Here is a 14,585-nt window from a genome sequence, read left to right on the forward strand (position 1 = left end):
TCAGAGCATCTCCCTGACGTTGCTCAGCGCTTCGGGCCGCACGAAATGGGGGTTGGAGTGAGTCCACGTCTGCCGGATCGTCCTGCTCTCGCGGTTCCACTCCCATCGCTCGCACCGGCTGATCTGGTTCGCGGGCACGAGGATCTTCGCGGCCACCTCGCCCTCGACCTGGTACGCAGAGTATCTGCGGTAGGTGTTCAGGTCCCGGACCTCTTCGGCGACGCCCTGTACGGCCACCGCGGAGCGGGGGGCCAGGATGACCCAGCAGAAGTAGAGATAGGCGACCGGCTCCTGGCCGAAGCGGGTGCCGAACCACAGGGCCGTGTGCCGGGCGGTGTGCACGAAGTTGGTCTTCGCCGCCGTGTCCCGCTCGACCGTCCCGCACGACAGGGAGATGAAAGGGGTCTCCTCGCAGAAAGGCAGCCCCGTGGCCGGGTCGGTGCTCTCGAAATGGTTCACGTGGAGATTGAGGTTCTGCGCGGTCAGTTTCGAGGCGACGTCGCCGTGCGGCAGGGGATCGATCCGCTGCCACCAGCGGCAGGCGATCCCGAACCTGTCGTCGATCACTTTTCTGGCGACGTCGTCGCCGGGGAGCGCCATCCCCTTCACACACCACTGCACGATCAAAGCTCGTCCCCCGAGTTCATGCGCGTGCGGGACCCATCAGCGTAGAGCAACTTCGCTGCTCTGTTGATGAGTTGAGGCCACAACAGTCATATAGGACAGGGGTGGTCCTAAGTCGTGCCTACGGTCGTCGATGGCACCGACACCAGCGAGGGGACCGCAATGACCGAGCAGGCCAGCGCTTCACCGGAGGGGTACACCACAGTCGCGCCCTGGGTCGTCACCGACGACACCGGGGCGTTCCTGGACTTCGTCAGCCAGGCGTTCGGGGGTGAGGAACTGGGGCGCGTACAGACCGAGGACGGTCTGATCGGGCACGCCGAGATCAGGGTCGGCGACACCGTCGTCCTGGCCTTCGACCGGCGCGCGGACTGGCCCGCCATGCCGAGCCTGCTCCGGGTGTTCGTCGCCGCCGCCGACGACTCGTTCACGCGTGCCGTAGCGGCCGGGGCGACGGTCGTCACCCCCCTGGCCGACAACGCCTTCGGTCAGCGCGGAGGACGTGTCAAGGACCCCTTCGGCAACATCTGGTGGGTGGTCGCCCACGTCGAGGACGTCCCCGAGGACGAGATGTGGACCCGGCTCCAGGACCCGGTGTACGCCGATGCCATGCGCGTGGCCCAGGAGACCCTCGACGTCGAACTCAGCGGCCGCGGCCGGGGGCGCAGCAGCCCGCCCGTGAAGTCGACCGGCTGATCCTTGGTTCTGACCGTCAGCCGTAGTTCGTCCCGGGGCTCGAGCCCCGGGCTTCGAGCTCTTCCCATGGGTATCTGGGGTGGTTTGAACCGACCCAACCGACCAGAAGAGTTCGTGGACTGAGTCTCGTCGGCGGGCGGGTCACAGTGCCCACACCCCCTTCGCCACCGCGGTGACCCCGCCCGTCAGGGCCAGGAGGAGGACCAGGCGGCAGGGCGTGGTGTTCGGGGGTGCGGTCGGCCACCGCGCGGCCTGCCAGGCCGCCCGTCAGCATGGCGCCGCCCACCGCCGTCCACTGTGCCGCGCTCAGCCCCGGCACCCCGTTCGCCGTCACCGAGAAGGCGTTGACGACGACGCCGTAGAACTGGGCGTTGGGGACGAACTCCCGTACCGTCCAGCCCGCGTTGAGGGCGTAGAGGGAGATCGGCGGGCCGCCCACGCCCGCCGCCGAGTTCATGAAGCCGCCCACCGCGCCGGCCGTCAGCGCGCCGCCCCGGCCGCCGAGGGCCGGGAGACGGGCGCCCCGCATCACGAGGAGCACGGCCAAGGTGACCAGGGCTCCCATGGTCAGGAGGAGGAAGGGCGGGGGGAGTCGGCGGGTCAGCCAGGCGCCCGCCGGGACCGTGCAGGCCGCCGCCGCGCACAGCGGGACCATCGCGGCCGGGCGGACCCGGCGCCAGCCGCCCGCCAGGCCCACCACACTGATCGCGCCCGCCGCGCAGTTGGCGAGCGCGACGCCCTCGGCCGGGCCGAGGAGGAGGATCAGGGCGGGGACGGCGACGAGCGCGAAGCCCATGCCGGTCAGCCACTGCACGCTCGCGCCCAGCACCACGACGCCGGAGAGAAGGATCAGCGCCGTCATGGTGTACCTGCCTACACCAACGGTTCGGGAGTGCGCTTCCTCGTTGCGGCCGCAGGGAGACGGGATCGTTGATCTCGCCAGGTCAGCCAAGCCGAGAAACAAGGATCCCGCCGTGAAGCCGCTGCTCTCCTCCCGTCCCGTCCTGTGGTTCCTCTTCCTCTTCAACCTCGTCGTCGCCGCCGTCGCGCCCTTCGTCGTCGACGGCACGCAGGGTGTGCTGACGGCCGTCGGGATGGGAGTCGTGTCGCTCGGTGCCGGCGTCAGTCTCCTGCGCAGCTGAGGAAGCCGGGCCGGGCGGACAGCCGGTGCCGGAGGGGCGACAGCGGCCACCAGCCGTTCGAGCGCCCGTGAACCTCAACCCACCCGGGTTGGGATCCCCCTCTTCCAAGAGGGGGAGGATGTCAACAGAAGTACGCGGCGCCGTCGTCCCGTACCTTAATTCTTGAAACTTAATTCACAGCCGTCACTGTGAGGCAGGGCACTTTCCGCGTGGGGTGCGGTTCGCTGGGCAGGTTCCGGTCGCGAGCGGCGAGGGCCCGCCGGTCTCACCATGCGGGAGCAGGCTGGTGGAATTCGGACGCTCGTTAAACTGAGCCGACACAACAAACCGAGCGAGGAGCGCACGTGGGCCTTGTCGTGCAGAAGTACGGAGGCTCCTCCGTTGCCGATGCCGAGGGCATCAAGCGCGTCGCCAAGCGAATCGTGGAAGCGAAGAAGAACGGCAACCAGGTGGTTGTCGTCGTTTCCGCGATGGGCGACACGACGGACGAGCTGATCGATCTCGCCGAGCAGGTATCGCCGATGCCTGCCGGGCGTGAGTTCGACATGCTGCTGACCGCCGGAGAGCGTATCTCCATGGCACTGCTGGCCATGGCGATCAAAAACCTGGGCCACGAGGCCCAGTCGTTCACCGGCAGCCAGGCAGGCGTCATCACCGACTCGGTCCACAACAAAGCCCGGATCATCGACGTCACGCCGGGGCGGATCAGGACGGCGCTGGACGAGGGCAACATCGCGATCGTGGCCGGGTTCCAGGGCGTGAGCCAGGACAAGAAGGACATCACCACGCTGGGGCGCGGCGGGTCCGACACGACCGCCGTGGCCCTCGCCGCCGCGCTGGACGCCGAGGTCTGCGAGATCTACACCGACGTCGACGGTGTGTTCACCGCCGACCCGCGCGTGGTGACGAAGGCGCGGAAGATCGACTGGATCTCCTTCGAGGACATGCTGGAGCTCGCCGCCTCCGGTTCCAAGGTGCTGCTCCACCGCTGTGTGGAGTACGCGCGCCGATACAACATCCCGATCCACGTCCGGTCCAGCTTCAGCGGACTGCAGGGCACGTGGGTCAGCAGCAAGCCGATTGGGGACAAGAAGGTGGAACAGGCCATCATCTCCGGTGTCGCGCACGACACCTCCGAGGCCAAGGTCACGGTCGTCGGGGTGCCCGACAAGCCGGGCGAGGCCGCCGCCATCTTCCGGACCATCGCCGACGCCGAGATCAACATCGACATGGTCGTGCAGAACGTGTCCGCCGCCGCCACCGGCCTGACGGACATCTCCTTCACGCTCCCCAAGACCGAGGGCCGCAAGGCCATCGACGCGCTGGAGCGCAACCGGTCCGGCATCGGCTTCGACTCGCTGCGCTACGACGACCAGATCGGCAAGATCTCGCTGGTCGGCGCGGGCATGAAGACCAACCCGGGGGTCACGGCGTCGTTCTTCGAGGCGCTCAGCGACGCCGGGGTCAACATCGAGCTGATCTCGACCTCGGAGATCCGTATCTCGGTCGTCACCCGGGCCGACGACGTGCCGGAGGCCGTGCGCGCCGTGCACACCGCCTTCGGTCTCGACTCCGACACCGACGAGGCCGTCGTCTACGGAGGCACCGGCCGATGACTGCCAAGCCGGCGCTCGCGGTCGTGGGTGCGACCGGGGCCGTCGGCACGGTGATGCTCCAGATCCTGTCCCAGCGGGCGGACGTCTGGGGCGAGATCCGCCTGATCGCCTCCGCGCGCTCGGCCGGCCGCAAGCTGACCGTGCGCGGGGAGGAGGTCGAGGTCGTCGCGCTGTCGGAGGAGGCCTTCGACGGCATCGACGTCGCGATGTTCGACGTCCCCGACGAGGTGTCCGCGCGCTGGGCGCCGGTCGCGGCCGCCAAGGGCGTCGTCGTGGTGGACAACTCCGGCGCCTTCCGGATGGACCCGGAGGTGCCGCTGGTCGTCCCCGAGGTCAACCCGCACTGCGCCCGCAACCGGCCGCGCGGGATCATCGCCAACCCCAACTGCACCACCCTGTCGATGATCGTCGCCCTGGGCGCGCTGCACGCCGAGTTCGGGCTGCGCGAGCTGGTGGTGTCGTCGTACCAGGCGGTGAGCGGGGCCGGGCGGGCCGGCGTGGAGACACTGCGGGCCCAGCTGTCGATGGTCGCCGGTACGGAGCTGGGCACGAAGCCCGGTGACGTACGGCGGGCGGTCGGCGACCTGACCGGGCCGTTCCCGGAGCCGGTCGCGCTGAACGTCGTACCGTGGGCCGGGTCGCTGCGGGAGGACGGCTGGTCGTCGGAGGAGATGAAGGTGCGGGACGAGTCCCGCAAGATCCTCGGGCTGCCGAAGCTGCCGGTCGCGGTGACGTGCGTGCGGGTGCCGGTGGTCACCACGCACTCCCTGACGGTGCACGCCCGCTTCCAGGGCGAGGTCACCGTCGACAAGGCCCGGGAGATCCTCGACACGGCTCCGGGCGTCGTCCTCTTCGACAACCCGGCCGCCGGGGAGTTCCCGACGCCCGCCGACGTGGTGGGCACCGACCCGACCTGGGTCGGGCGGGTGCGGCGGGCGCTCGACGACCCGACCGCGCTGGAGCTCTTCGTGTGCGGGGACAACCTTCGCAAAGGGGCCGCCCTGAACACCGCTCAGATCGCCGAGCTGGTGGCGGTGGAACTGACCGGCCGTTCAGGTATGGCGGATTTCGTGTGAACACCCGGTGACCACGGCAAATGCCCCGGATGCGCCCTGAGTGGGAGCGGGCCCACAGGTAGGGTCCACGTAAGAAATGTGTCCCGGAGCATGGTCCAAACCTCTTGAACCGGGGCCGGTCCGCGTTCGAAGATTTTGCTCCCCGTCCTCCGCAACCATGCGGACGGCGGGGAGCGTCTTTGCGGTCGCCCACTTACCGGGCGCTTATGCAACCGGGCCTTGGGGGCGCGGGGACGCATGATCCTGGCGTGGGGACGCCGTGATCGGGGCGTGGGGACGCCCGTTCATAATGGGATATAAGGGAAGAGCGGGACGCATGGCGGCAATTGACGCACCGTCGGGTGTGCTGCCGGACGCGCACAGAACGGTGCCGACCGCGCTGCGCGCGCCCGGCAGAGCCGACGTGCGCCCGTCCGGCGGGCTCGGTACGCGCCCGTCCGGCAGACCCGACGCAAAAGTGATGCCCGGCACGTACAACCCCGGCGGGGGTAGACGTGTCCAACTTGCGTGGCAGAGGTACTCGAACTCAGTGCGCCCCGCGGCGCGACGGCCCTGCGGCCGCCCCGCGCCGGCCTGCGCCCCCGCATGCCCGGCGCGCCCGGCGGCATGCCGGTGATCGCGCCCATGCCCGCAGCGCGGCCCACCCGCATACCCAGCCAGCGCGACGGCGCGGAGGAGACGGCGACGGCGGCCGGTACCACCGTCGACCACCTCACCGAGACCTACCGGGCGCACTACCGCTCGCTCCTCGGCCTCGCCGCGCTCCTCCTCGACGACACCGCCTCCTGCGAGGACGTCGTCCAGGAAGCGTTCATCCGCGTCCACTCCGCCCGCAAACGCGTCCGCGACCCGGAGAAGACCCTGGCCTACCTGCGCCAGACGGTCGTCAACCTCTCCCGCTCCGCGCTGCGCCGCCGTATCCTCGGCCTCAAGCTCCTCTCCAAGCCGATGCCGGACGCGGCCAGCGCCGAGGAAGGCGCCTACGACCAGCTGGAGCGGCGCGACCTGATCAAGGCGATGAAGGGCCTCCAGCGCCGCCAGCGCGAGGTCCTCGTCCTGCGCTACTTCGCCGACATGACCGAGGCCCAGGTCGCCGAGACGCTCGGCATCTCGCTGGGCTCGGTGAAGGCCTACGGCTCGCGCGGCATCGCGGCACTACGGGTGGCGATGGAGTCGGCGGCATGACGGACAGCCCCGAGGGAGGCGACTCGCATGATCGCCACGAACCCTACGCCTGGCACGAGCCGATGCCGGAACAGCACCACGAGCACGAGCACACGCAATCGCACGCTGGGAACGGAACTGTGAACCACGGCCCCGACGACAAGGGCCCCGACGGCCTGGAAGAGGGCCCTGAAGGGCTCCGGAGCGGGCTCGGCGCCGGCTTCGGAGCCGGTGCCGACGGCCCCGAACCCCTGGACGGGCTCGACACGGACGAGCTGGCCCTGCGCCGGCTGCTGCACTCCGCGGTCGACGACCTCGCGCCGCGTGACGGCAGCCTCGACCACCTGCGCCGCGCGGTGCCCGCCCGCCGGGCCCGCAAGCGGCAGGCCGCCGTCGGCATGGCGGCGGCGGCCCTGTTCATCGGCACCGCGATCCCCGCCCTGGTGCACGTCTCCAACTCCGGCGGCGCCGACCCCAACACCTCCATGGCCGGCCAGGCCTCCGAGGCGCAGGGCGGGTCCACCGGCGGCAAGAACCCCGACGGCGGTGCCGGCACCGCGGGCGGCAGTGGCGGCCAGGCCGCCGACCAGAGCCCCGGCGGCGCGAAGGACGGCGGCAAGAGCGAGAGCACCGGAGCCGCCTCCGGCACCAAGGTCGTCCCCACCGCCAGCGCCGCCAGCAGCGCCCCCGTCTGCACCTCGGCACAGCTCGCCACCCCGACCTCCACCGTCGGCGCCCCCGACTCGACGGGCGCCGTCTACGGCACCTTCCGCGTCGTCAACGTCTCGACGACGAGCTGTACCGTCGGCGGCCCCGGCAGCGTGGGCGTCCTCGCGCAGGGCGCGGCCGACGCCACCAAGGTCCTCACGGCCCGGCACACCTCCGGCGACGCGGCGGCCGGGCTGCCCGACCCGACCACCGAGCTCACCGGCCTGGTCCTGGCGCCCGGCGCGGCCTACGAGGAGAAGTTCGGGTTCGTCCCCTCGGAGACCTGCCCGACCAGCGGCTCCAGCACCGGCGGCTCCACCGGCACCGGCTCCACCGGCTCCACCGGCGGTTCCACGCCTTCCCCGAGCCCCTCCGAGGGCGCCAGCAGCAGCGCCGGTACGACCACTTCCGGGTCGGACGGCACCACCACCCAGCTGCTCACCGAGGACGGCGGCACGGCCGACGGGAGCGTCGCGGTCTCCTACACCCCGCAGGCCGGGTCCCCGACCGGCTCGGCGACGGTGACGAACGCGTGCGCCGGGACGGTCTACTGGACCGGGGTCCTGGCGGCCCAGTGACCGGCGGGACCGGCGGGGGCCGTCATACGGCGGTCGGCTGCTGGGCTTCCTCTTCCGGGTCCGGGACCAGGCCGAGCGCCGCGTCCCGGGCGAACTCCACCTCGCGGCGCAGCAGCCGGAACCACATGAACACCACGAACCCCGCGAACACGAACCACTCACCGGTGTAGCCGAGGTTCTGGAACGCCTTCAGGTCGAGCCCCGAGTTGTCCGGCGCGGTCGCCGGTACGGCCGTCATCCCCGAGTCGGCCTTGTCCAGGGTGATCCACGCGTCGTACACCGGGTACGGCACCAGGTTCACCAGCGAGGCCGCGCTGATCGCCGCCGTCTGCCCGGACGGCAGCCCGCCCTGGTTGCTGACGCCGTTGTCCCCCGGCGTCTCGGAGGCCTGCAGCGCGCCGGTCACAGTGACCTCGCCGGTGGGCGCGGCGGGCACCTTGGCGGCGTCCGCCCTGCCGGGCAGCCAGCCGCGTACGACGGGCAGGGCCTTGCCGGAGTCGGTGCGCAGCAGGGTCAGGACGTAGAAGCCGTTCTTGCCGTCGACCTGGCGGTCGGGCACGAGCAGCTGCTTGGCGTACCGGCCGGTGACGGTGGCCCGCTTGCCGGAGGTCGACTGGTCGACGGGCAGCAGGTCGGCCAGCGGGCGGGCCGCCTCCGTCTTCGCCGTCTCCACCTGCTCGTCGGCGCTGCGGTGCGCGGCGACCCGCGCCTCGAAGCGGCTCAGCTGCCACGACCCCATGAAGATGCAGAACGGGATGGCGAGCAGCACGAAGACGTTGATGCCCCACCAGCGGGGTGTCAGCAGAAAGCGGTACACACCGTCCACGGTACGGGGCGCCTTGTACGGGTCTGACTCGGGGCCTCGCAAAGTTATCCACAGGCTGCGGACACGCGCCAGCGCGTTGTGGGCGGGTGCAGGCACTATGGGGCCATGACTGCGGCCATGAGTGAGAGCGACATGCCGGACTGGGAGAAGCGCTTCCGCGCCCCTCGGGTCTCCCTGCCGGACTGGGCGGAGGACGCCCCCGACCGTTCCCTGTTCGTGTCGAACGCGACGGGGACGTACGAGCTGTACGCCTGGGACCGAGCGAGCGGGGAGCAGCGCCAGGCGACGAACCGGCCGAACGGCACGACGGACGGGCTGCTCTCCCCGGACGGCGCGTGGATCTGGTGGTTCGACGACAAGGACGGCGACGAGTTCGGCGTCTGGCGCCGCCAGCCCTTCGGCGGCGGCGCGGACGAGGAGGCGACGCCGGGCCTGGAGCCGTCGTACCCCTCGGGTCTGGCACTGGGCCGGGACGGCCGCACGGCGGTCGTGGGCCGCTCCACGGACGACGAGGGTACGACGATCTACCTGGTCAGAGTGGGGGAGGAGCCCCTGGAGATCTACCGGCACGCGGAGTCGGCCGGTGTCGGCGACCTCTCCCACGACGGCTCGCTGATCGCGATCGAGCACACCGAGCACGGCGACGCGATGCACTCGGCGCTGCGCGTGGTCCGCCCGGACGGCACGACGGTCGCCGAGCTCGACGACACCGACGGCGGCACGGAGGAACTGGGCCTGGAGGTGCTGGGCTTCGCCCCCGTCGACGGCGACCCGCGCCTGCTCATCGGCCACCAGCGGCGGGGCCGCTGGGAGCCCCTGGTCTGGGACGTCGTCTCCGGCGCGCAGACGGACCTGACCCTCGACCTGCCGGGCGACGTGAGCGCGGAGTGGTACCCGGACGGTGGCGCGCTGCTCATCGCGCACAGCCACAAGGCCCGCAGCGACCTGTTCCGCTACGACCTGGCCACGCGCGAGCTGGTCCGCATCCCGACCCCGCCGGGCTCCGTCTCCGGGGCCACGGCCCGCCCCGACGGCACCGTCGAGTACCTGTGGTCGTCGGCCGCCGAGCCGCCGGTGGTCCGCTCGACGACCGGCGAGGTGGTGCTGGACCCGCCCGGCATGAAGTGCCCGCCGTCGGTTCCGGTCTCGGACGCCTGGGTGGAGGGCCCCGGCGGCCTGATCCACGCCCTGATCCAGAAGCCGGCCGGAGCGACGGGCCCCCTCCCCACCGTCTTCGACCTGCACGGCGGCCCGACCTGGCACGACAGCGACAGCTTCGCGGCCGGCCCGGCGGCCTGGGTCGACCACGGGTACGCGGTGGTCCGCATCAACTACCGCGGCTCCACGGGTTACGGCCGGGCCTGGACGGATGCGCTGAAGCACCGGGTGGGCCTGATCGAGCTGGAGGACGTGGCGGCGGTCCGGGACTGGGCGGTCGAGTCCGGCCTCGCCGACCCCGACCGTCTCGTCCTGACCGGCGGCTCCTGGGGCGGCTACCTCACGCTCCTCGGCCTGGGCACCCAGCCGGCCTCCTGGGCGGTGGGCATCGCGGTCGTCCCGGTCGCCGACTACGTCACGGCGTACCACGACGAGATGGAGTCCCTGAAGGCGATGGACCGCACGCTGCTGGGCGGCACGCCGGAAGAGGTCCCGGACCGCTTCGCCGCGTCCTCCCCCCTCACCTACGTGGACGACGTCAAGGCCCCGGTCTACATCTCGGCCGGCCTCAACGACCCCCGCTGCCCCATCCGCCAGATCGACAACTACGTCAACCGCCTGGCCGCCCGCTCGGCCATCCACGAGGTCTACCGCTACGACGCGGGCCACGGCTCCCTGGTGGTCGACGAACGCATCAAGCAACTCCGCCTGGAAATGGAGTTCGCGGAACGCCACCTCGCGCCTACGGCGACAGCGCCGACGGACTGACGGGAGTCTGCCCACCCACCCGCCCGACTCGGTTCATCGAGAAGTGAGGCCCGCACTCGTGCGCTCCGCCAAGGGGGAGTGCAGAGCAAGCGGCACCGAAGCGCCCCGTAAGGGGCGCAGGGCACTGCTGAGCACGCGGCACTCAGGCGCCCCGTCAGGGGCGCTGGGGGTACCCCCGGCCGAAGGCTGGGGGAGGAACTGCGCGCTCAGCCCCCGCCCGGCCGCACGTGGGTGCTCCACCCCAGCCCATCCACCCCACCTCTCAACCGAGCGAGTCGGGTGGGTGGGTGGGCGGCACCCGGCGGCCGGACAGCTCCGCCAGCCCCCTCCGGGTGGCGACCACCACCGCCCGGTCCCCACCCCGCAACACGTACTCCCCCGCCGCAACCCCCTGTCGGCCCTCGAGCGCCAGCACCCGCCACGCCCCCGCCCGAAACGCCCCCGCCACCGTCCGCCCCTCCAACTGCGGATGTCCGCCCACCTCCACCACCGCCACCAGCAGCACCTTCCGCTCCACCGGGATCGCCCCGAGGATCTGCCGCCCCAGCATCGCCCCCGCGAAGGACGGCGCCGCCAGGTACGAGACACTCCGGCTCCGGGTGATCGCATGCGGATGCGCCGCCCGCAGCGTCCGGTACACGGCGGTCGCGAAGTCGTCGTCGTACAGCCGCAGCACCGCCGTCAGATCGGGCCGCACGGACCGCGCGTACAGCACGGCCTCCAGGTTCGTCGTGTCCGCGCTGGTCACCGCGAGCAGCGCCTGCGCCCGATGGATCTTGGCGGCCTCCAGGACCCCTTCCTGGGTCACGTCCCCGAGCACCACCGGCACCCGGAGCCGCCGCGCCACCGCCAGCCCGCGCGCCTCGGGATCGGCCTCGACGCACACCACGGGCACGTGCAGCTCGCGCAACCGCGTCAGCACCCGCGTGCCGATCTTCCCCAGCCCGAGGAGCACCACATGCCCACCCAGCCCCCGCGGCGGCTTGCGCAGCGCGGACGCGGTGCGGAAGGTCCCGAGCGCCTCCAGCACCGCCGCCAGCAGCACCGGCAGCAGCAGCAACCCGACCAGCCCCGACAGCAGCTGCAGGATCTGCCGGCCGACCGGCGCCCCGATCGCGGGGTCGTCGATGGCGAACAGGTCGAGGAGCGTGTAGTAGAAGGCCCGCACCGGATGCATGTGCGTCACCACCGACAACGCGACCGCGAGCGCGACCACGCACCCCACGCTCCCGAACAGCGACCACCTGAGCCGCCGCGAGAACAGCGAGGCGAGCGGGGGTACGACCCCCACCCCGCGCCCGGCCGGCTCCGCCGCCCCCGCCGACGACGACACGTGCTCCAGCACCATCACGCCACGCTCGCCCGCGGCCCGTACCTGCTCGTCGTCCGGCAGCAGCCGCGGCCCCCGCTCCTCCCGGCCGCCCTCGGCCGGTTCGGGCCCGGTGCCGTTCGGCGAGAGCAGCGCCAGCGGGAACAGCCCCCGCTCGACGGCGTCCTGCCCCGCACCGGCACCCGGCGGCAGATCCACCGCCCGCAGCACCAGACCGTCCGTATGGATGACCTTGCCGCGCCCGGCGAGCGCGGTGGCGGCGAGCGCCGGCGCGGCGGTGTCGGCGTCGGACAGCACGATCGTGGAGGCGTCCCCCACCGCGCCGCTTCCGCTGCCGTCCGCGTCCCCGATCGCCAACGCGGCCGCCTGGTCGAGGAGTTCCTCGATGTGCGCCCCCAACCGCCGGTTGTACAGCCGCAGCACCAGCCGCAGCCGCGGATTCAGCCGGCGGGCGGTGAGGGCGGCCCGGATGTTGGTCTCGTCGTCGTCGTACACGAGCGCGAGCGCGGCGGCCCGCTCCACCCCCGCCTCGGCGAGCACCGCCTCACTGGCCTCGTCGGCCTCCAGCACCCGTTCCCCGCGCGGCCCTTCACCGCCACCGGAGACCGCACCGGCACCGGTACCGCCACCGCCGCTGCCGCCGTTCCCGCCCGTCCGGCCCACGGTCGCACTGACCACCCGGTCGAACAGCGCGGCCGAGGCGGCCCGGGCGCGTCCGACGACCGGCGGCCGGGCGATGCGCACGTTCGGCGGTACGACGAGGGTGACCTGTTCGCCGTAGACCGTGCGCAACTCGGCGGCCAGCCGGTGCGCGAGTCCGTCGTCCCCGCACACCACCATGGACGCCGGGGCCCCACCACCCTGATACGGAACGCTCGCCACGAGGGAAAAGACTGCCCCAACGCAACGCATGGTTCCAACAACGAAGTGAACAGCCGCCCCCGACCGACCGTAGGGAGGGGGAGGGAGCATAATCCCGGATCTGACCGAAGTGCCGGAGGTATCCGACCCGTGGCCATCACCGAGAAAGCCGCCCCGCCCGGCGCCGCGCCCGCGGACGGGGCCCCCGGCGCCGACACCCCGCCCGACCGGGAGGGCTGGCACCTCAACTCCCCGCTGGCCCTCACCCTGCTCCTCCTCCTGGTCGTGGTGTTCCAGGGCCCGGTGCGCGGCGCGCTGTCGAAGCCGGTGATGCAGAGCTGGATGACCGTGTTCGTGGCGGTGGTCGTCCAGGCGCTCCCGTTCCTCGTCCTCGGCGTGCTGCTCTCCGCGGCGATCGCGGTCTTCGTCCCGCCCTCCTTCTTCGCCCGTGCCCTGCCCGGCCATCCCGCCCTCGCGGTACCGGTCGCGGGCCTGGCCGGGGTGGTCCTGCCGGGCTGCGAGTGTGCGTCGGTCCCGGTGGCCGGCGCCCTGGTCCGGCGGGGTGTCACCCCGGCCGCGGCCATCGCGTTCCTGCTCTCCGCGCCCGCGATCAACCCGATCGTGCTGACGGCGACGGCGGTCGCGTTCCCGCGCAACCCGGAGATGGTGGTGGGCCGGTTCGCCGGCAGCCTGCTGGTGGCGTGCGCGATGGGCTGGCTGTGGCAGCGGCTCGGCCGCACCGACTGGCTGCGGCTGCCGGCGCACGCGCACCACGAGGGCGAGACCAAGGGGGAGGCGTTCTGGTCCTCGGTCCGGCACGACACCATGCAGGCGGGCGGCTTCCTGGTGCTCGGCGCGATGGCGGCGGCGACGCTGAAGGCGGTGGCCCCGGCGGAGTGGCTGCGCACGGCGGCCGCCAACCCGGTGGTCGCGATCCTCGCCCTGTCGGTGCTGGCCGTACTCCTGTCCATCTGCTCGGAGGCGGACGCGTTCGTGGCGGCTTCCCTCACCCAGTTCTCGCTCACCGCGAAGCTGGCCTTCCTGATCGTGGGCCCGATGATCGACCTCAAGCTCTTCGCGATGCAGGCCGGCACCTTCGGCCGCGGCTTCGCCCTGCGCTTCGCCCCGGCCACCTTCGCGGCGGCGATCGCGGGCGCGGTCCTGACCGGGGCGGTGCTGCTGTGAACCGGCAGGCGCAGGCGGCGGTGATGTTCCTGGTGGGGGCGGCCCTGCTGCACGCGGGCATGACCGACCTGTATCTCCGTTACGTCAAGGCGGGTCTGCAGCCGTTGCTGCTGGCGGCGGGCGCGGTCCTGATCGTCTCGGCGCTGGCGACGGCGTGGTACGAGTGGAAGCGCGCCCGCAGCCGGAAGGAGGCCGCGCGGGAGGCAGTGCAGGAATCCGTGACGGAGGCCGCGCCCGAGGGGCACGTGCACCGCGAACCCCGCATCTCCTGGCTGCTGGTCCTCCCGCTCCTCGCCCTGATCCTCATCGCGCCGCCCGCACTCGGCTCCTACAGCGCGATGCGCACCGGTACGGCCCTGCAACAGCCGTACGGCTACAACAAGTTGACGAAGTCCGACCCGATACCGCTCAACCTGGTCGACTACGCGGGCCGCGCCGTGTACGACCACGGGCGTTCGGTGGCCGGCCACCAGGTCCGGATCGCCGGCTTCGTGGCCGTCGACTCGGCCGGCACCCCGTATCTCGTCCGCATGGCGCTGAACTGCTGCGCGGCGGACGCCCAGCCGGTGAAGGTGGCCCTGACCGGGAAGATCCCCCCGGTCCTCCAGCCGGACGCCTGGCTCCAGGTGACGGGCACGTACACCGCCCGCGAGACCCGCGACCCGGTGAACAACGGCCCGATCCCGTACCTCCAGGTCACCGACGCCAAGCCGATCCCGACCCCGGCCGACCCGTACGACGAGACCTGGAACAACTGACACCCGGAGCCGTCTGCTGCAGTGGTCGACCACATCTCGTCTTTAAGTAATACCCATTCGGTCAATTCCGGCTGTGAAGCGCGAAAAACAGGCCA

Annotated in this window: 12 protein-coding genes and 1 pseudogene; 9 read left to right on the forward strand and 4 right to left on the reverse strand. The window is 71.9% G+C overall.

What is annotated here, in order from left to right; translation table 11 throughout:
* On the reverse strand, positions 1-600 hold the full coding sequence (locus ACZ4UV_RS28270) for a hypothetical protein (RefSeq protein ID WP_451019466.1): 600 nt from the start codon (positions 598-600) through the stop codon (positions 1-3).
* A 186-nt stretch (positions 601-786) separates the two neighbouring features.
* On the opposite strand from ACZ4UV_RS28270, the gene ACZ4UV_RS28275 reads away from it, so the two are divergent.
* The gene (locus tag ACZ4UV_RS28275) at positions 787-1,320 is read left to right on the forward strand and encodes a VOC family protein (protein ID WP_451019467.1); all 534 of its coding nucleotides are present in this window, start codon (positions 787-789) and stop codon (positions 1,318-1,320) included.
* 141 nt (positions 1,321-1,461) lie between these two features.
* Here the strand turns inward: ACZ4UV_RS28275 and ACZ4UV_RS28280 are convergent.
* Positions 1,462-2,182, reverse strand: a pseudogene (locus ACZ4UV_RS28280) (sulfite exporter TauE/SafE family protein).
* Positions 2,183-2,294: 112 nt separating this feature from the next.
* Here ACZ4UV_RS28280 and ACZ4UV_RS28285 point away from each other — a divergent pair.
* The 5 genes from ACZ4UV_RS28285 (at position 2,295) to ACZ4UV_RS28305 (ending at position 7,604) form a co-directional block, all read left to right on the forward strand.
* Positions 2,295-2,462: a hypothetical protein gene (locus tag ACZ4UV_RS28285; RefSeq protein WP_351487112.1), complete on the forward strand. Its 168-nt coding sequence runs from the start codon at positions 2,295-2,297 to the stop codon at positions 2,460-2,462.
* Positions 2,463-2,806: 344 nt separating this feature from the next.
* Positions 2,807-4,078 (forward strand): aspartate kinase, encoded by a 1,272-nt coding sequence (locus ACZ4UV_RS28290; protein WP_294002992.1) that lies wholly within the window; start codon positions 2,807-2,809, stop codon positions 4,076-4,078.
* Positions 4,075-5,154: an aspartate-semialdehyde dehydrogenase gene (locus ACZ4UV_RS28295; RefSeq protein ID WP_351487121.1), complete on the forward strand. Its 1,080-nt coding sequence runs from the start codon at positions 4,075-4,077 to the stop codon at positions 5,152-5,154. Before ACZ4UV_RS28290 ends, ACZ4UV_RS28295 begins: the two co-directional genes overlap by 4 nt.
* 507 nt (positions 5,155-5,661) lie before the next feature.
* Positions 5,662-6,339, forward strand: a complete 678-nt coding sequence (locus ACZ4UV_RS28300) for a SigE family RNA polymerase sigma factor (protein WP_351487123.1) — start codon at positions 5,662-5,664, stop codon at positions 6,337-6,339.
* Between the two features lie 119 nt (positions 6,340-6,458).
* Positions 6,459-7,604, forward strand: a complete 1,146-nt coding sequence (locus ACZ4UV_RS28305; RefSeq protein ID WP_451019469.1) for a hypothetical protein — start codon at positions 6,459-6,461, stop codon at positions 7,602-7,604.
* A gap of 22 nt (positions 7,605-7,626) precedes the next feature.
* On the opposite strand, the gene ACZ4UV_RS28310 is transcribed toward ACZ4UV_RS28305, so the two are convergent.
* Positions 7,627-8,421: an SURF1 family protein gene (locus ACZ4UV_RS28310; protein ID WP_351487127.1), complete on the reverse strand. Its 795-nt coding sequence runs from the start codon at positions 8,419-8,421 to the stop codon at positions 7,627-7,629.
* A 126-nt stretch (positions 8,422-8,547) separates the two neighbouring features.
* On the opposite strand from ACZ4UV_RS28310, the gene ACZ4UV_RS28315 reads away from it, so the two are divergent.
* Positions 8,548-10,356: a S9 family peptidase gene (locus ACZ4UV_RS28315; protein WP_451019470.1), complete on the forward strand. Its 1,809-nt coding sequence runs from the start codon at positions 8,548-8,550 to the stop codon at positions 10,354-10,356.
* A gap of 262 nt (positions 10,357-10,618) precedes the next feature.
* On the opposite strand, the gene ACZ4UV_RS28320 is transcribed toward ACZ4UV_RS28315, so the two are convergent.
* Positions 10,619-12,526 (reverse strand): NAD-binding protein, encoded by a 1,908-nt coding sequence (locus tag ACZ4UV_RS28320; RefSeq protein WP_467841805.1) that lies wholly within the window; start codon positions 12,524-12,526, stop codon positions 10,619-10,621.
* A 171-nt stretch (positions 12,527-12,697) separates the two neighbouring features.
* On the opposite strand from ACZ4UV_RS28320, the gene ACZ4UV_RS28325 reads away from it, so the two are divergent.
* Entirely contained in the window at positions 12,698-13,732 is a 1,035-nt protein-coding gene (locus tag ACZ4UV_RS28325) for a permease (RefSeq protein WP_451019865.1), read from the forward strand.
* Entirely contained in the window at positions 13,729-14,490 is a 762-nt protein-coding gene (locus ACZ4UV_RS28330) for a TIGR03943 family putative permease subunit (RefSeq protein WP_467841612.1), read from the forward strand. Before ACZ4UV_RS28325 ends, ACZ4UV_RS28330 begins: the two co-directional genes overlap by 4 nt.
* The last annotated feature ends 95 nt before the right edge of the window (positions 14,491-14,585 follow it).

This window comes from Streptomyces sp. NPDC028289, assembly GCF_055565975.1.